This is a genomic window from Methylobacterium frigidaeris, assembly GCF_022179185.1.
In the GTDB taxonomy this organism is placed as follows: Bacteria; Pseudomonadota; Alphaproteobacteria; order Rhizobiales; family Beijerinckiaceae; genus Methylobacterium; species Methylobacterium frigidaeris.
Genome location: NZ_BPQJ01000002.1, coordinates 118,151 through 134,182, shown reverse-complemented (window position 1 = coordinate 134,182; position 16,032 = coordinate 118,151). Strand labels below are relative to the sequence as shown.

The 16,032-nt window shown below is 70.4% G+C and carries 18 protein-coding genes; 3 read left to right on the top strand and 15 right to left on the bottom strand.

Going from position 1 to position 16,032, the window contains the following annotated elements; genetic code table 11:
- Nucleotides 1-58: 58 nt before the first annotated feature.
- The 6 genes from MFF64_RS02530 to MFF64_RS02505 form a co-directional block, all read right to left on the bottom strand.
- A complete protein-coding gene (locus MFF64_RS02530; protein WP_099901470.1) occupies nt 59-955 on the bottom strand; it encodes an NAD(P)/FAD-dependent oxidoreductase in 897 nt (298 codons plus the stop codon).
- A gap of 120 nt (nt 956-1,075) precedes the next feature.
- Nucleotides 1,076-1,414, bottom strand: coding sequence for a Grx4 family monothiol glutaredoxin (gene grxD, locus MFF64_RS02525; protein WP_139039067.1), 339 nt, complete (start codon nt 1,412-1,414; stop codon nt 1,076-1,078).
- A 25-nt stretch (nt 1,415-1,439) separates the two neighbouring features.
- Nucleotides 1,440-1,961, bottom strand: coding sequence for a DUF29 family protein (locus MFF64_RS02520; protein ID WP_099900723.1), 522 nt, complete (start codon nt 1,959-1,961; stop codon nt 1,440-1,442).
- Between the two features lie 34 nt (nt 1,962-1,995).
- Entirely contained in the window at nt 1,996-2,232 is a 237-nt protein-coding gene (locus MFF64_RS02515; protein ID WP_048444429.1) for a BolA family protein, read from the bottom strand.
- A 15-nt stretch (nt 2,233-2,247) separates the two neighbouring features.
- Entirely contained in the window at nt 2,248-4,470 is a 2,223-nt protein-coding gene (gene purL, locus MFF64_RS02510; protein ID WP_238189430.1) for a phosphoribosylformylglycinamidine synthase subunit PurL, read from the bottom strand.
- Between the two features lie 84 nt (nt 4,471-4,554).
- The gene (locus tag MFF64_RS02505) at nt 4,555-5,691 is read right to left on the bottom strand and encodes a PepSY-associated TM helix domain-containing protein (RefSeq protein ID WP_238189427.1); all 1,137 of its coding nucleotides are present in this window, start codon (nt 5,689-5,691) and stop codon (nt 4,555-4,557) included.
- 427 nt (nt 5,692-6,118) lie between these two features.
- Here MFF64_RS02505 and MFF64_RS02500 point away from each other — a divergent pair, with 427 nt between their 5' ends.
- A complete protein-coding gene (locus MFF64_RS02500; protein ID WP_238189600.1) occupies nt 6,119-7,402 on the top strand; it encodes a branched-chain amino acid ABC transporter substrate-binding protein in 1,284 nt (427 codons plus the stop codon).
- Nucleotides 7,403-7,432: 30 nt separating this feature from the next.
- Here the strand turns inward: MFF64_RS02500 and MFF64_RS02495 are convergent, their stop codons facing one another.
- The 3 genes from MFF64_RS02495 to MFF64_RS02485 form a co-directional block, all read right to left on the bottom strand.
- Nucleotides 7,433-7,930, bottom strand: a complete 498-nt coding sequence (locus MFF64_RS02495) for a CinA family protein (RefSeq protein ID WP_238189425.1) — start codon at nt 7,928-7,930, stop codon at nt 7,433-7,435.
- Nucleotides 7,931-7,972: 42 nt separating this feature from the next.
- Entirely contained in the window at nt 7,973-8,116 is a 144-nt protein-coding gene (locus tag MFF64_RS02490; protein WP_238189423.1) for a hypothetical protein, read from the bottom strand.
- Between the two features lie 259 nt (nt 8,117-8,375).
- Nucleotides 8,376-9,323: an NAD(P)/FAD-dependent oxidoreductase gene (locus MFF64_RS02485; protein ID WP_133123241.1), complete on the bottom strand. Its 948-nt coding sequence runs from the start codon at nt 9,321-9,323 to the stop codon at nt 8,376-8,378.
- 188 nt (nt 9,324-9,511) lie between these two features.
- On the opposite strand from MFF64_RS02485, the gene MFF64_RS02480 reads away from it, so the two are divergent.
- A complete protein-coding gene (locus tag MFF64_RS02480; RefSeq protein WP_238189421.1) occupies nt 9,512-10,441 on the top strand; it encodes a glutaminase in 930 nt (309 codons plus the stop codon).
- Nucleotides 10,442-10,491: 50 nt separating this feature from the next.
- Here MFF64_RS02480 and MFF64_RS02475 read toward each other — a convergent pair whose 3' ends face one another.
- A complete protein-coding gene (locus MFF64_RS02475; protein WP_099901874.1) occupies nt 10,492-10,680 on the bottom strand; it encodes a DUF2735 domain-containing protein in 189 nt (62 codons plus the stop codon).
- Between the two features lie 447 nt (nt 10,681-11,127).
- On the opposite strand from MFF64_RS02475, the gene MFF64_RS02470 reads away from it, so the two are divergent.
- Nucleotides 11,128-12,162, top strand: coding sequence for a glutamine synthetase beta-grasp domain-containing protein (locus MFF64_RS02470; protein ID WP_238189418.1), 1,035 nt, complete (start codon nt 11,128-11,130; stop codon nt 12,160-12,162).
- A 157-nt stretch (nt 12,163-12,319) separates the two neighbouring features.
- On the opposite strand, the gene MFF64_RS02465 is transcribed toward MFF64_RS02470, so the two are convergent.
- The 5 genes from MFF64_RS02465 to MFF64_RS02445 form a co-directional block, all read right to left on the bottom strand.
- Nucleotides 12,320-13,417: a calcium:cation antiporter gene (locus MFF64_RS02465; protein ID WP_238189414.1), complete on the bottom strand. Its 1,098-nt coding sequence runs from the start codon at nt 13,415-13,417 to the stop codon at nt 12,320-12,322.
- Nucleotides 13,418-13,488: 71 nt separating this feature from the next.
- Complete coding sequence (locus tag MFF64_RS02460) at nt 13,489-14,370, bottom strand: branched-chain amino acid aminotransferase (protein WP_099904524.1); 882 nt, start codon at nt 14,368-14,370, stop codon at nt 13,489-13,491.
- A gap of 104 nt (nt 14,371-14,474) precedes the next feature.
- On the bottom strand, nt 14,475-14,801 hold the full coding sequence (locus MFF64_RS02455; RefSeq protein WP_099904522.1) for a hypothetical protein: 327 nt from the start codon (nt 14,799-14,801) through the stop codon (nt 14,475-14,477).
- 368 nt (nt 14,802-15,169) lie between these two features.
- A complete protein-coding gene (locus MFF64_RS02450) occupies nt 15,170-15,700 on the bottom strand; it encodes a Spy/CpxP family protein refolding chaperone (RefSeq protein WP_238189412.1) in 531 nt (176 codons plus the stop codon).
- A 112-nt stretch (nt 15,701-15,812) separates the two neighbouring features.
- On the bottom strand, nt 15,813-16,019 hold the full coding sequence (locus MFF64_RS02445) for a hypothetical protein (RefSeq protein ID WP_099904518.1): 207 nt from the start codon (nt 16,017-16,019) through the stop codon (nt 15,813-15,815).
- Nucleotides 16,020-16,032 lie beyond the last annotated feature (13 nt).

Below are 16,032 nucleotides of genomic sequence, written 5' to 3'. Positions count from 1 at the left end.
ATGGAATCCTGTCCTGCGCTATGCTGATCCGTGCGCGGCGGGCGAATCGGCCGGCGAATCAGCGGGTGTCCTCGCGCAGAAGCTCGGTGTTGATGGCAAAGGCCGCCATCGCCCCCTCGGCGGCGGCCACGATGGCGAGCTGGACCCGCCGCGAGGCATCGCCCGCGACGTAGAGGCCCGGCACGTTCGTCTCCTCGTAGTCGCCGGTCGGCACCGTGCCCTTGCGCGACAGGTCGCAGCCGAGCCGCTCGACGAGAGGGGAGGGGATGCAGGGCCCGGTGGTGAAGAACAGGGCGGCGCAGGTGAGCGCCGTGTCGTCGCGCAGGCGGACCCGGGAGAATCGCCCGCCCTCTCCCTCGAGCCGGGCGACCTCGCGCTCCTCGAGCCGGATCCCGTGGCGGGCGAGCCGATTCCGCTCCGCGGCGTCGAGGTCGCAGGGACCATCGGTGCAGAGCGTCAGGTCGCGGCTCCAGGCGGTGAGTTCGAGGGCGAGACCCTTGGCCGCCTCGCCGGGGCCGTAGATCGCGAGCGGCCGGTCGCGGTTCTCGAACCCGTCGCAATAGGGGCAATGATGGACGCCGTGGCCCCAGAACTCCGAGAAGCCCTCGATGGCGGGCAGGTCGGTGCGCAGCCCGGTGGCGAGGATCATCCGGCGGCCATCGGCCCGGCGCTGGTCCTCCATCACCACCCGGAAGCCGTCCGGCGCCCGCACCGCATCGACGACGCGCCCGTCCCAGACCTCGACCGTGTCGTAGGCGGCGAGTTCCTTCCTTGCGTCGTCGCGCAGGTCGCCGGGCGCGCGGCCGTCGCGGCCGAGGAAGCCGTGCATGCGCGGCGTCACCGCGTTGCGCGGGTGGCCGGCATCGATCAGCAGTACCCGGCGCCGGCAACGCCCGAGGATGAGCGCTGCCGACAGGCCCGCCGGCCCGCCGCCCACGATGATCACGTCCCGCATGTCGCACCTGTCCGCGCCGCGCCGCACACGGGTAGACGCGCCGGCGCGTGGCCGGGTTCGCGGATGCAACGAAAAAGGGCGCTCGCGCGCCCTCCTCCGGTCTCCGATCGGGCCTGTGCTTCAGGCCGCGGCGGTGTTGGTGGCGATGCCCTTCTCGGAGAGCATCTGCTGCAGCTCGCCGGACTGGAACATCTCGCGGGTGATGTCGCAGCCGCCGACGAACTCGCCCTTGACGTAGACCTGCGGGATGGTCGGCCACTGCGAGAAGGCCTTGATCCCCTCACGGATCTCCATGTCCTCGAGCACGTTCACGCCCTTGAACGGCACACCGAGGTAGTTGAGGATCTGGGCCACCTGGCCCGAGAAGCCGCACATCGGGAATTGCGGCGTGCCCTTCATGAACACCACCACGTCCTGGGACTTGATCTCGGTCTCGATGCGGCTGTTGACGTCGGTCATGGCTCTATCCCTGTGTGGATCCTAGCTAGTGATGGTCGCTCGGGTTTTGCAAGGCCGAAGCGAGGCGCAGGAGCGCCCAATCGAGGGTGAAGTCCTCGGCCACCAGCTCCGCGGGCGTGAACGGGCTCCGGTCCGGCAGCCCGGTCGCCAGCTCGTCGCCCCAGACCGCCAGTTCGGCCGCGGCCACCGCCTTCGCGTCGCGCCAGAGGCCGTTCCAGTCGATCCGCTGCCGCATCGATCGCGTGTAGCGGCGCCTCGCCGTCGCGTGGAACGCGATGATCTCGGCCCGCCACGAACGCACCGATTGGGCCCTCGGGGCCGACAGGTACTTCAGGACGTGGACCAGCATCGCCTGCAGGGTGCCCTCGAGGGTCCTGATCTGCGACCGCCCCACGTCCTCAACCTCCTCGATGATGTTGTCCCAGTCGAGGACGTTCGAGAGGTCCGGGCGCGCCCCGAGGGCGCGGAGGGCCGCCGCCTGCTGCTCCGCCCAGGCGACGACGTCTTCGTCGTAGAGGCTCGGCTGATCCGTGCGGATCTCGTCCATGCGGCGGCCCTCCAAGGGCGTCGATCCTAGGGCGTCAATCCTGCGGCACGCCCGTGGTCAGGGCAAGGGCGTGCAGCACGCCGCCCATGCGCCCCTGGAGCGCGCCGTAGACCATCTGGTGCTGCTGCACCCGCGACTTGCCCTTGAACGCCGCCGACACGACGGTGGCGGCGTAGTGGTCGCCGTCGCCGGCGAGGTCGCGGATCTCGATCGTGGCGTCGGGCAGGGCTTCCCGGATCATCGCCTCGATCTCGCGGGCATCCATCGGCATCGGGTCGTCTCCTGTTCAGGCCGCGTCGGCCGAGGGACCGGCCATATAGGTCGGCAGCCAGCCCTCGTGCGCCGTGCGCAGGTCGTCGAGGGCGATGATCTCGTCGCCCGGCAGGGTCAGCGAATCGGCGCCGGTGACGCCGATCACCGCCGCGTCGATGCCCTGCGCGCTGGCGCTGTAGAGGAGGTCGGCGACCGCGTCGGGCTCCACCGCCAGGAGGTAGCGGCCCTGGTCCTCGCCGAACAGGTAGGCGTGGCAGGGCACCGGCAGCGGGCATTCCGGCAGCACGGCGCCGATATTGCCGGCGAGCGCCATCTCGGCCACCGCCACCGCGAGGCCGCCGTCGGACAGGTCGTGGACGGTGTCGACGAGGCCCGAGGTGATGAGCCCGCGCACGAAGTCGCCGTTGCGCTTCTCGGCGGCGAGGTCGACCGGGGGCGGCGCTCCCTCCTCGCGGCCGCAGATCGTGGCGAGATACGCCGACTGGCCGAGCCAGCCCTTCGTGGTGCCGATCAGCACCAGGGCGTCGCCGTCGCGCTTGAAGGCGACGGTGGCGATCTTGTTGACGTCGTCGATCACCCCGACGCCGCCGATCGACGGGGTCGGCAGGATGCCGACGCCCTCGGTCTCGTTGTAGAGCGAGACGTTGCCGGACACGACCGGGAAGTCGAGGGCGCGGCAGGCCTCGCCGATGCCCTGGATGCAGCCGACGAACTGGCCCATCACTTCCGGCTTCTCCGGGTTGCCGAAGTTGAGGTTGTCGGTGATCGCCAGCGGGCGGCCGCCGACCGCCGTGATGTTGCGCCAGGCTTCCGCGACCGCCTGCTTGCCGCCCTCGACCGGATCGGCCTCGCAGTAGCGCGGCGTCACGTCGGTGGTGAGCGCCAGGCCCTTCGGCCCGTCCTCGACCCGCACCACCGCGGCGTCGCCGCCGGGCTTCTGCACGGTGTTGCCGAGGATGAAGTGGTCGTACTGTTCGTAGACCCAGCGCTTCGAGCACAGGTCCGGCGAACCGACGAGCTGCTTCAAGGCATCGACGTTGCGCATCGGCGCCACGACGTCCTCCGCCTTCAGCTCGGGCTGATAGGCGTTCTGACGGTGCGGCCGGTCGTAGAGCGGCGCCTCGTCGCCGAGTTCCTTGATCGGCAGATCGGCGACGGTCTCGCCGCCATGCTTGATGACGAAGCGGAGCGTGTCGGTGGTGTGGCCGATGATCGCGAAATCGAGGCCCCACTTCACGAAGATGGCCTCCGCCTCCCGCTCCATGCCGGGCTTGAGCACCATGAGCATCCGCTCCTGGCTCTCCGACAGCATCATCTCGTAGGCGGTCATGCCGGGCTCGCGGGTCGGCACCGCGTCGAGGTTCAGCTCGACCCCGAGATTGCCCTTGGCGCCCATCTCGACCGCCGAGCAGGTCAGCCCCGCCGCGCCCATGTCCTGGATCGCGATCACGGCGCCCGACGCCATCAGCTCCAGGCAGGCCTCGAGCAGCAGCTTCTCGGCGAAGGGGTCGCCGACCTGCACCGTCGGGCGCTTCTCCTCGGACGAGGCGTCGAAGGCGGCCGACGCCATGGTGGCGCCGTGGATGCCGTCGCGGCCGGTCTTCGAGCCGAGATAGACGATCGGGTTACCGACGCCCGTGGCGGCGGCGTAGAAGATCGCGTCGGCACGCGCGAGGCCGACCGCCATGGCGTTGACCAGGATGTTGCCGTCGTAGCGGGTGTGGAAGCCCACGGCGCCACCGACCGTCGGCACGCCGAAGGAATTGCCGTAGCCGCCGATGCCCGCGACGACGCCCGAGACGAGGTGGGGCGTGCGCGGATGGTCCGGCGAGCCGAAGCGGAGCGCGTTGAGCGCCGCGATCGGCCGCGCGCCCATGGTGAACACGTCGCGCAGGATGCCGCCGACCCCGGTCGCCGCGCCCTGGTAGGGCTCGATGAAGCTCGGGTGGTTGTGGCTCTCCATCTTGAACACGCAGGCGAGGCCGTCGCCGATGTCGATGACGCCGGCATTCTCGCCCGGGCCCTGGATCACCCACGGCGCCTTGGTCGGCAGCGTCTTCAGGTGGAGGCGCGAGGACTTGTACGAGCAGTGCTCGTTCCACATCGCCGAGACGATGCCGAGCTCGGTGATGGTCGGCTCGCGCCCGATCAGCCCGACGAAGCGCTGGTACTCGTCCTCGGTCAGGCCGTGCTGGCGCACGAGCTCGGGCGTGATGGAGACGTCGTTGCGGATCATGCGGCATCCTCTCGCCGGTCGGGCGGCCCTGCTGCCCGTGCGCTTAATGCCTGATGGGACCCGAAGGCAACTCGCGACGGCGCGTCAGGCCGTCTGGGCCGTCGCGGCCGCGTGGCGGCGCCGGCTGCGGCGCCGGCCGAGATAGAGGAGGAGCCCCGTCACGCCGAAGAGCGGCATGGCGAGAGCCGCCAGCATGAAGGCGATCCAGCCGACGGGCCCGAAGAAGCGGCCCCCGTGCAGGGCCAGCATGCTGCCGGTGAGCCGGGCGCCCAGCGGCCGCTCGGCGTAGAGGTCGCGGGAGTCGAGGGCGCCGTCGGGACGGAAGCGCCACTCGTCGCGGGCCTGGACGTGGTCGGCGTCGGGCGCGACCGAGCGGATGCGGATCGTCTCGCCGTCCCGGGCGGGGGCGAGCGAGGCGGTGGCGTAGCGGCCGTTCGTGGCCGCCGTGAAGGCCGCGAAGGCGGGATCGAGGGGGGCGGGCGCGCCCTCGCGCTTGCCCATATCCCTGTTTTCCTTGCCCCGGGCGGGCGCGGCAGCGGGCGGGCGGCCCGTGAGCAGTGCCGTCACCCCGTCGCGGTACCAGCCATAGGACCACCACAGGCCGGTCAGCGCCATCATCAGATAGAGCACCAGCACCCAGGTGCCGACGACCGCGTGCAGCGACCAGTACAGTGCCCGGCCGCGGCGACTGACTGCCGGCTTCAGCCAGATCCGCCAGTCGCGCCGGCCCTTCGGCCAGCGCAGGTACAGGCCCGACAGTGCGAGATAGACGAGCGCCAGGGTCGAGGCGCCGGTGATGGTGCGGCCCCAGCCGTCGCCGTTGCCGGGGAGCAGCAGCCAGCGGTGCAGCCGCCGGACGGCGGCGAAGAAGTCCTCGCCCCACGCCCGCCCGAGGACCCGCCCGTCATAAGGGTCGACATAGGTCTCGGTGCCCCGTCCGGGCCCGTCGGCGAGGCGGACCTGCGCGGCCCGGTCGGCGGCGCCGCTCAGGACCATCAGCATGACGCGGCGCCCCGGCGCTTCCTCCTTCAGGCGGGCGATCAGCGCGTCCGGCGTCAGGCGCGGCGTCTCCCGAGCCGGGATCGTGACGATGCCGGGGCTCACAAGGCCCGTGATCTCGTCCTCGACGCTAAGGATTCCCCCCGTCACCCCGACCAGCATCAGGACGAGGCCGGCGGTGAGGCCGAGGAACCAGTGGACCTGGAACAGGACGTTCCTCACCGACGAATTCCCGCGCGGGCCGGGGCGGCGGTGGCCGCGGGCGCGGAGCCTGCGTCGGGCTGAGTCATGGTCCGTATTCCCGCGTCGCGCGCCGGGCCGCAGATCGCTGTCGCAAGATCGCCGGCCGATATCCCTCGTCACCCCGACGCTTATGCCCCGGGCGAAGAGTGTGTCAACGAAATCGGTTCGGATCGCGGACGATATATCATTATAACGATTCCAGGCTGGGCGCGGTCACTGGGTCATGAGCGCCTTTCTACTTCGATCGTGCGCGCATCTCACGTGTGAGGCGCGAATAGCGGCGAGTGCGCGCAGTTTCGGCTTGACGAGCCTCTCCCCCGCGCCGGACTCTCCCCTCCGGCAATGCGATGCCGGCCCTGACGGGCCAGAGACGATCGCGGCCCAGAGGAGAGGAAGCATGACGTCCATCCGCGAGGCGCTGCGTGGCGCCGCCGTCGCCGTGTCCCTGTGGGGCCCATCCGCCATCCTGGCGCTCGGGGGAGCCGCCGCGACCCTGGCCCTCTCCGTCCCGGCCCTCGCGCAGCAGGAGACCGTGAAGATCGCCTTCATCGATCCGCTCTCGGGCGGGGGCGCGCCGACCGGCGAGGCGGGCCTGCGGCACTTCCAGTACATGGCCGAGGTGCTGAACGCCCGACAGAAGCAGTTCCGCTTCGAGGTGCTGGCCTACGACAACAAGGTCAACCCGCAGGAGACCCTGATCGCCGCGCAGAAGGGCATCGATGCCGGCGCCCGGGTGCTGGTGCAGGGCAACGGCTCCTCGGCTGCCGCGGCGCTCACCGACTTTGTCGCCAAGCACAACGAGCGCAACCCGAACCGCCAGGTCATCTACATCAACTATTCCGCCGTCGATCCGTCGCTGACCAACGAGAAGTGCAATTACTGGCACTTCCGCTTTGATGCCAATTCGGACATCAAGATGGAGGCGCTGACGAACTTCATGAAGGCGCGGCCGGAGATCAGACGAGTCTACCTGATCAACCAGGATTACTCTTTCGGTCAGTCGGTGCGGTCGCAGGCCCGCGCGATGCTGAAGGCCAAGCGGCCCGACATCGAGATCGTCGGCGACGAGGTGACGCCACTGCAGAAGGTCAATGATTTCGCGCCCTACGTCGCCAAGATCAAGGCCTCGGGGGCGGATTCCGTCATCACCGGCAACTGGGCGCAGGACTTCAACCTGCTGCTCAAGGCCGCCGCCGAGGCCGGGCTGCAGGCGAGCTTCTACACCTACTATGCCGGCGGCACCGGCGGGCCCACGGTGGTGCGCCAGACCGGGCTCGCCCACCGGGTGTTCCAAGTCACGCAGGGCGCGGCCAATGTCGGCGACGCCGCCTCGCAGGACTTCGAGACCGCGTTCCGGGCCCGCACCGGCATCGGCTCGACCTATCCCCGCGCGTTCAACGCGATGAACGCGCTCCTGACCGCGATGCAGGAGGCCGGCTCCTCCGAGGCGCGCAAGGTGGCGCCGAAGCTCGAACAGGCCCGCCTCAAGCCGTATTCCGGCGGCGAGGGCTACATGCGGCCCGACGACCACCAATATTTCCAGACGATGTTCGTCTCGTCCTTCGGCCCGATGGAGCCCGGCATGCGCTTCGACGAGGAGGGCACCGGCTGGGGCTGGAAGATGGCCGGGCGGGTCGAGACTAAGGACACGCTGGTGCCGACCACCTGCCGGATGGACCGGCCGAGCTGAGCCGGGGAGGAGCGTCCTGGGGCGGGCTCCTCAAGGAGCCCGGTCCGCCTCCGCGAGCGCATCCAGGAACGCGTCGAGCATGGCGGCCGCGAAGGCCTCCATGTTGGCGACGCGATCGTTGTTGCCGGTCTCGAGGGTGAGGCGGCGGGTCACGGGACCAGCGACGGCCAGACAGGTATGGCCCGCCGCATCGCCGTAACGGTTGCCGCCCGGGCCCGCGGCGCCGGTCTCGCACAGGCCCCAGACCGCACCGTGGCTCTCGCGCACCAAAGCGGCCACGCGCTCGGCGTAAGGCTCGCTGGCGCTGCGCAGGCCGGCCATCCCGGCCTCGTCGAGCCCGATCAGGGCGCGGCGCGCCTGAGCGGTGTAGATCACGGCCCCGCCGAGGAAGTAGGCGGAGGCTCCCGGGACTGCCAGCAGGGCTGCCGCCACCAGGCCGCCCGCCGAGGATTCGGCCACCGCGACGGTCTCCCGCCGAGCCGTCAGCCGGGCGGTGATGCGGCCGGCCCTCTCCATCAACTCGCGCAAGCGGGGTCCTCCTGGCTCGGGCGGAAGACTATCCGGTCGGGTCTAGTCCGCCAGCGCGCCCTCGTCGTCGGCGCCGGTCGGCGCCAGCCGCACCCAGGCGTCGAGGGCCCGGCCGATCCCGAGGCCGACGAGGCCCACGAAGCTCAGCGACAGGGCGATATGGAGGAAAAGGGACGCATCAGACATGGGACTCACCCGACAAGAGGGACTCGAGCAGAACCGCGGAGGCTACGCACCCCCTGGTCCGGGTTCATGAGCTCCCTGTGGCTTGGTGCGAGGCCGGAGGCTTCCGACCTTCGAGGGCCGGCATCGCCGGCTTGGAGGGATGCGGGCATCCCGGTGAGGAGGGGTGTCGCACCGCCTTTGGGCGGAACGATGGTCCTGATGTGGCACCACGTTAACTCCGACCGCGCCCGGCTTGCGGTGCGTTCCCGCACCTTGACGGTCATGCCGCGAGCACCCGCTCGGCGAGGGCGAGGCCGCTCAGATAGGCGAACTCCACCCGCGGCCCGAGGCAGCCGTCGCCGGCGAAACCGAGGCCCGCCTCCGGTGCGAACAGGCATGGCTCGCCCACGGCCTGCTCGACCGCGGCGTAGCGCCAACGATGGGCGGCGCGGTGGCGGATCTCGCCGAGTGGTCCGACGCTATCCTGCAAGGCCGCGACCAGCCGCTCGGCGACGTCCTGTGCCGCGCATTCAAGGTTGGCGCGCGACCAGGACGGGGACGCGTGCGCCACGATCGTGCCGCCCTCGCGCCCGGGCTTGCTCCCGTTCTCGGCGATCCAGGCGATCGTCGCCTCCGGATCCCGGTCCTCCCGCACCGGCCCGCCGCGGAACGGCGGGCCGTCATGGGCGAGCATCAGGGTCCAGCACGGCGCGTAGCGCATCTCGGCCACACCCGGCAGATCCTGGCCCGCCGCCTCGAGAAGGGCGAGGCTCTGGGGCGACGGGCAGGTGAGGAGCACCGTCGAGAAGGCGGCGTCCCCGGCCAGGGCCGCGCCGTCGGCTTCCGCCAGCCGCCAGTCCCGCCCCTCCCGAACGAGGCGGCCGACGGCGCGGCCGCATCGCACGTCGATGTCGGCGAGGAGGTCGCGCACCGGCGCGGTCATGGCCGGAACGCCGACATGCCGGCCCGCTCCGCCCCAGGACACCGCGATGCCCCGCGCCGTCCAGTCCTCGACCAGAGCGGCGAAACGCGGGTCGCGGGCGGTGAAATACTGGGCACCGTGGTCGAAGCGCAGGGAGTCCGGGCCGCGCCGCGTCGCCATCCGGCCGCCGGGGCTGCGGCCCTTGTCGATCACGACGACGCGCCGGCCCGCCCCGCTCAACCGGCGCGCCGCCGCCGCGCCGGCGATGCCCGCCCCGATGATCGCGATGGTCCCGTTCCGGTCCAATCCTGCCGCTCCCGCGCTGCGGCTGCCTTCCGTCCAGCCGCGGCGTCAACGCACGGCAATCCGCTGCGGTGCCAATCAATCGCGCGAAATCTCGTGTGGCGGAGGTGGGAGCCTGCGGCGTCGCGCTTGAGGCCTCGAACTTGCAGCGATAAGGCCGCGCTTCTCCTCCAGTCCGGGATCCCCGATTCGTGCCGAACCTCGAAACCGTCGTGAGCGAGATCGTCGACGAGATGCGCCAGCGTCCCGATCGCGGCGAGGTGGCGCGCTACATCCCGGAGCTCGCCCGGGTCGATCCCGGCCATTTCGGCCTCGCGGTGATCGGCGCCGACGGCGCGGTCGCGGCGGCGGGCGATTGCGACGTGCCGTTCTCGATCCAGAGCATCTCGAAGGTGTTCACCCTGACGCTCGCGCTCGGCATGGTCGGGGACAAGCTGTGGAAGCGGGTCGGGCGCGAGCCCTCCGGCAGCCCGTTCAACTCGGTCGTCCAGCTCGAATACGAGCGCGGCATCCCCCGCAACCCGTTCATCAACGCCGGAGCGATCGCCGTCACCGACCTGATCCTGTCGCGCCACCAGCCGCGCGAGGCCTTGGGCGAGATCCTGCGCTTCATGCAGTTCCTCGCGCAGGACGCGAGCATCACCATCGACGAGGCGGTGGCGGCCTCCGAGCAGCGCACGGGCTTTCGCAACGTGGCGCTCGCCAACTACATGAAGTCGTTCGGGGTGATCGACAACCCGGTCGAGTACACGCTCGGGGTCTATTTCCACCACTGCGCCATCAGCATGACCTGCCGGCAGCTCGCGGTGGCGGGGCGGTTCCTCGCCCATTCCGGGCGCGATCCCAGCACCGGCCTGTCGGTGGTGCAGCCCGAGCGGGCCAAGCGCATCAACGCCGTGATGCTGACCTGCGGCCACTATGACGGCTCCGGCGAGTTCGCCTACCGGGTCGGCCTGCCGGGCAAGAGCGGCGTCGGCGGCGGCATCCTGGCGGTGGCGCCGGGTAAGGCCTCCATCGCGGTCTGGGCCCCGGGGCTTGATGCCGCCGGCAATTCCCATCTCGGGCGCATCGCCCTGGAGCGGCTGACGAAGCGCCTCGGCTGGTCGATCTTCGGCGAGTAGGCGCGGCCCGCCCGGGGGCTTCGCCTCAATGCAGGCGCTCGTCCGTCCTCCTACGGCTTGCGCGAGCGCTCCTCGCGGATCGCCTCGTCGTGGTAGCCGCCGCTCGCCGGCACGATCACGGGCGCCCGCTCCCGGGCCACGGGACCGGGCACCGACCAGTCGTTGCGGCCGCCGCGGCTGCGGCCGCCGGCCGGAAAGGCGTAGATCTTGGCGGAGACGTGCGGGTTGGTGGTGCTCATGGGCTGGCCTCCCGTGAGGGCCGCGCATGCCTGCCACGGCCTCTGAGTTCGTAACGAAGTGTGCCTGGAAACTGCGCGGCTTGACTACGAAAAAAACAATGATTGGCTACAATTCGTGCATGCCTGCGCTTGCGCCGCCGCTCGAATTGGCGGGTGTGGCGCGGAGTTGGGCTCCTTGGCGTCCTGGCGCGCAACCGGGCATTCGTCCGGTCTCGTCGGTCGCAGCGTCCGCGCGCGTTGCGGGCCACGCCGAGCGAGACGGAATGCAGGGACGCTCCCGATACCCCGCAAGGTCTCCAGAACGTCTCGCCCCCGCGATCGTTCCGCCGGTTCGGTCGGGCCCGACCGAGTTTGGCACGGGACATGCAAGCCGGGGGATGCCGCTGGCGGGTGATGGGCGCCGACGAGGAATCACGGGCTCCATCGGAACCTGAAGAGAGACGCGAGATGACCAAATACAAGCTCGAGTATATTTGGCTTGACGGCTATACGCCGACCCCGAACCTTCGCGGCAAGACCCAGATCAAAGCCTTCGACAGCTTCCCGACCCTCGAGCAGCTCCCGCTCTGGGGCTTCGACGGCAGCTCGACCAAGCAGGCCGAGGGCAGCTCCTCGGATTGCGTGCTGAAGCCCGTCCGCCACTTCCCCGATCCGGCCCGCACCAACGGCGTCCTGGTCCTGTGCGAAGTCATGATGCCGGACGGCAAGACCCCGCACCCGTCGAACAAGCGCGCCACCATCCTGGATGACGAAGGCGCCTGGTTCGGCTTCGAGCAGGAATACTTCTTCTACAAGAACGGCCGCCCGCTCGGCTTCCCCGAGACCGGCTTCCCGGCGCCGCAGGGCCCGTACTACACCGGCGTCGGCTACTCCAACGTCGGCTCGGTCGCCCGCCAGATCGTCGAGGAGCACCTCGATCTCTGCCTCGCCGCCGGCATCAACCACGAGGGCATCAACGCCGAGGTGGCGAAGGGGCAGTGGGAGTTCCAGATCTTCGGCAAGGGCTCCAAGCGGGCCGCCGACGAGATGTGGATGGCGCGCTACCTGATGCAGCGCCTCTGCGAGAAGTACGAGATCGATATCGAGTACCACTGCAAGCCGCTCGGCGACACCGACTGGAACGGCTCGGGCATGCACGCCAACTTCTCGACCTCGTATATGCGCGAAGTCGGCGGCAAGGAGTACTTCGAGAAGCTGATGGCGGCCTTCGGGGATGCCCGTGAGGACCACATCGCCGTCTACGGCCCGGACAACCACATGCGGCTGACCGGCAAGCACGAGACCGCCTCGATCCACACTTTCAGCTGGGGCGTAGCCGACCGCGGCGCCTCGATCCGCGTGCCCCACAGCTTCGTCAACAACGGATACAAGGGCTATCTCGAGGATCGCCGCCCGAACTCGATGGGCGACCCCTACCAGATCGCCTCGCAGATCCTGAAGACCATCTCGACCGTCCCGACCGAGGTCTCGGCCGCGGCCTGAGCCTCTTCAAGAGCGGTGCAAGAGCAGTGAGAGCATGAGCGGCGCGGGCCGAAGGGCCCGCGCCGTTTTCCATATCGGGCTGCATGCTTCGGCCCATGCCGCACGCGACGTCATCCCGAGGTCGCGTGTGGGATGGAATCGTGGCGCGTCGGCTGCCTCACGGACTGAAGATCAGCGTCAGGTAGGTCAGGAACACCACCAGGTGCACCGCGCCCTCCAGCACCGTGGTCCCCTGGCGCGAGAAGGTGATGACGCTGAGCAGCAGCGTCATGGCGAGCACCGCCATCTCGGCCGGAGCCAGGCCCAGCACCACCCGCTGGCCCGAGATGAGGCCGATGGCGAGCACCGCCGGCACGGTGAGGCCGACCGTCGAGGTCACGGCGCCGAGGCAGAGGTTGATCGCGCGCTGGAGCTGGTCGCGCCGGATCGCCTTGATGGCGCTGATGCCCTCCGGGGTGAACACGATGGCGGCGATGATGACGCCGCCGAGGGCCGAGGGCGCCCCGAGGGCCTTGATGCCGTGGTCGAGGATCGCCGCCAGGCTCTTCGACAGGAGCACGATCGGCAGGAGGCTGACGAGGAGCAGGCCGGCATGGCGCAGGATCGCGCCGCGGCCCGCATCCGGGTGGGCAATCGCCGCCTCCGGTGCGACGGCGCCCGGCTTGACGAAGTCGGTGAAGAAGTCGCTGTGCCGGCCAGTCTGGAGCAGCAGGAAGATGCCGTAGAGTACCACCGTCAGTACCGAGAAGGCGACCGCCTGGAACGCGGTCAGCGAGCCGTCCGGGGTCGAGGTGGTGAAGTTCGGGATGATGAGGGCGATGGTGGTGAGCGGGATGATCGCCGCCAGGTAGGCGCCGGCGCCATCGAGGTTGTAGTTCTGGCGGTGGTGGCGCAGGCCGCCGAGGATCAGCCCGACCCCGACGAGGCCGTTCATCACGATCATGATGACGGCGAACATCGTGTCGCGCCCGAGCGTCGGGGCGGCCTTGGCCCCGAGCATCACGGCGGCGACCAGCGCCACCTCGATCACGACGATCGACAGAGTCAGGATCAGGGTGCCGTAGGGTTCGCCAAGGCGGTCGGCGAGCTCTTCCGCCTCGTGCACCACCCCGAAGGCCGACCACAGGATCACGGAGAAGAGCCAGACGAACAGCCCTGCCGCCACCAGCGGCGCATCGAGCCCCCCGAGCCAGCCGCCGCCGAACACCGCGAAGGCCGCCACTGTCGCCCACGCCACCGCCAACCGCACGACCATCACTGCCCGACATCCCCCGCACCGCCACGCTGCCACAAGGGTAGCGCGGGAAGCGGAGCCGTAAAGGCGGATCAGCCACGATGCGCGAAGGTCCAGTACAGCTCGCGGGCTTTCCGGAACAGCGGCCCGGGTCCGAAGGACCGGCCGTCGAGGGCCGTCACCGGCACGACCTTGGCGAAGTTGCCGACGGAGAAGACCTCGTCGGCGCCCATCAGGTCGTCGACCGTGAGCGTCTTCTCGACCACGGTGATCCCGGCCTCGCGCAGGAGCGCGATCACCCTCCCGCGGGTGATGCCGGCCAGGAACGTGCCATTCGGGACCGGCGTGTAGACCACGCCGCCCCGGGCCATCAGCACGTTGGCGGTGGCGAATTCCGCGACGTTGCCGAGCGCGTCGCGCATCAGGGCGTTGCCGAAGCCGCGGGAGGCGGCCTCGGCGATCGCCCGGGCGCTGTTCGGGTAGAGGCAGCCGGCCTTGGCGTCGAGGGGGGCGGTGTCCGGCGTCGGGCGCCGGAACGGCGACAGGGTGGCGGTGAAGCCGGTCGGCGGCGGCATCGGCGCCTCGTAGAGGCACAGGCACCAGTTGGTCGAGGCCGGATCGAACCGCACCGCGCCGCCCAGGCCCGCCTCCGCCCAGTACATCGGCCGGATGTAGAGCGCGGCGTCGGGCGCGAAGCGCCTGAGCCCGTCCCGCACCAGCTCGGCCCAGGTGCCCTCCGCCACCACCGGCTCGAGGCCGAAGGCGGCGGCCGAGCGGTTGATCCGGGCGAGGTGGAGGTCGAGATCCGGGGTCACGCCCTCGAAGGCCCGGGCCCCGTCGAACACCGTCGAGGCGAGCCAGGCGGCGTGGGTGCGCGGCCCCATCATCCGCACGTTGCCCGGATGCCAGGCGCCCTCGAAATACGTCCACGTTTCCTCGGTAACGGCGTTCCCGGCTCCCGTCGGCTCGGCCATCATGTCCTCCCAACCCTCTCTTCCGCATGATGGCGCGGCCCGGTGGCGACTGTCCACGCGGGAAGCCTTCGGGGAGAGAGGGAGGGGGTTGAACCTGCTGCGCGTCAGGCGACGTCGAAATCGCCGGAGCGAAGAGCCAGCAATTCGAGGGTGCGGAGCACCGCGATGCCGACGCGGTCGGCGTCGAACATGCCGTCCTTCGTCGCCGGCTCGACGCCGACCGGGCCGACCTGGCCGCCGGGCATGTCGATCACGACCTGGTAGACGTCGCCCCCAAGACCCGACCGGGTGCGCACCAGCGAGACGGCGTGCGAGCCGACCTCGCCGTAGGTCTTGACGTACTGCACGGGACTGCTGGCGCCGGGTTTTCTCGTCTCGCCGGCTCGGGCCTTGGCCGCACGCTGGAAATCCGGACGGATGATGTTGTCCATCTGCCTCTCCCGCTGGTTGCCGCTCAGTCTGTCATGGCTGCTCTTCGGTTGGGTCGGTCGCGCCGCTCGGCCTCGTCGAGGGTCCGATCGGTCGCGAGGGCCCGCCGCGGCGCGTTTCCTCGCGGTGTCCCGGCCAGTTGTCGATTTCTGCCGAGCTTCACCGCGCCGTCCGGTATCGCATGGCCGGATTGCGTGCGGATTGCGCGGAATGTTGCGAGCGCCCCACGCGGCAGCGCCGCCCGCGGCGTGAGCCGGGGCGGCGAGGAGCGGCAGGAGGGGGGAAAGGGCTTGCGGAGGGAGGGGATCGAGGAGGAGGCTCGGGACGTCCGCTCGGCGGTTACGCGGGCATCGGATCGGGCGTCGCGGGGTCAGTCGTCGCGATGGTGCCGGTGCATGCCCGGATGGTGGCGCGGTCCCATCGGCCGGCTCAGCATCGCGGCGCGCTGCTTCTGCGCTTGGTCGAGGGTGGCGTAGAGCGGCTGCGAAGCGTCGGCGAGCTTGCGCAGCGCGTCCGAGCGCGCCGCCAGGGCGTCGGCCCGGGCCCGGATCGCATCCGGCGCCGTCTCCGCCACGGGATCGCGGTCGCGCCCGCGCCGGGCCTCGCGCTGGTCGCGCCGGACCTTGGCGAGGTTGCGCATCGCCCCCTCGACCGGCGGCCACAGCTTCTCCTGGTCGGGAGTGAGCTTCAGGCCGGCATGCAGGGCCGCCACGCGCGCGTCGGTGAGGGCCTGGACGTCCTCGGCGCTGAGACGGTGCCGGCCGCCCGGCTCGCCCGGCCTGTCGCCCGCATGGGCGACCTGCATCGGCCGCGACGCGTCCGGCGCCTGCGCCAGAGCCGTGGCGAGCATCCCCGCACTCAAGATCCCCGCCAAGGCTCCGGCGGTGAGAGTGCGTCGCATGGCACAGATCCACATGGCACAGATCCTCGGCCCAGATCCTCGCGCGGCCGGTTGTCGAGCCGCCGAGGTGGCAGAGTGCGCGCGGCCTGATGGCCCGGACCTCACCGGGAGATTACGGTTTCGTCACCCTGCGTCGGTCGACGATGTGGCAGACGACGATCGCCGAGCAGCAGACGAACGCCACCGGCTTGACGCCCCCCTGCCTGGCGTCCGGGGCCGCGCGGAGTGATCCGAAGAAGATCGTCGTCATCCTCAGCCTCCGTCGTCCCGCGGCCGTCCCGCCGATCCTGGCCTTGCCGATCCTGGCCTTGCCGATCATGGCCCTTGTCACC

Coding starts and splice junctions, on each gene's coding strand:
- MFF64_RS02450 (WP_238189412.1), bottom strand. CDS start 15,700: ATGCGACGCACTCTCACCGCCGGAGCCTTGGCGGGGATCTTGAGTGCG.
- MFF64_RS02445 (WP_099904518.1), bottom strand. CDS start 16,019: ATGATCGGCAAGGCCAGGATCGGCAAGGCCAGGATCGGCGGGACGGCC.
- MFF64_RS02515 (WP_048444429.1), bottom strand. CDS start 2,232: ATGCCGATGGATGCCCGCGAGATCGAGGCGATGATCCGGGAAGCCCTG.
- MFF64_RS02530 (WP_099901470.1), bottom strand. CDS start 955: ATGCGGGACGTGATCATCGTGGGCGGCGGGCCGGCGGGCCTGTCGGCA.
- MFF64_RS02490 (WP_238189423.1), bottom strand. CDS start 8,116: ATGTCTGATGCGTCCCTTTTCCTCCATATCGCCCTGTCGCTGAGCTTC.
- MFF64_RS02465 (WP_238189414.1), bottom strand. CDS start 13,417: ATGGTCGTGCGGTTGGCGGTGGCGTGGGCGACAGTGGCGGCCTTCGCG.
- MFF64_RS02475 (WP_099901874.1), bottom strand. CDS start 10,680: ATGAGCACCACCAACCCGCACGTCTCCGCCAAGATCTACGCCTTTCCG.
- MFF64_RS02455 (WP_099904522.1), bottom strand. CDS start 14,801: ATGGACAACATCATCCGTCCGGATTTCCAGCGTGCGGCCAAGGCCCGA.
- MFF64_RS02470 (WP_238189418.1), top strand. CDS start 11,128: ATGACCAAATACAAGCTCGAGTATATTTGGCTTGACGGCTATACGCCG.
- grxD (WP_139039067.1), bottom strand. CDS start 1,414: ATGACCGACGTCAACAGCCGCATCGAGACCGAGATCAAGTCCCAGGAC.
- MFF64_RS02520 (WP_099900723.1), bottom strand. CDS start 1,961: ATGGACGAGATCCGCACGGATCAGCCGAGCCTCTACGACGAAGACGTC.
- purL (WP_238189430.1), bottom strand. CDS start 4,470: ATGATCCGCAACGACGTCTCCATCACGCCCGAGCTCGTGCGCCAGCAC.
- MFF64_RS02460 (WP_099904524.1), bottom strand. CDS start 14,370: ATGGCCGAGCCGACGGGAGCCGGGAACGCCGTTACCGAGGAAACGTGG.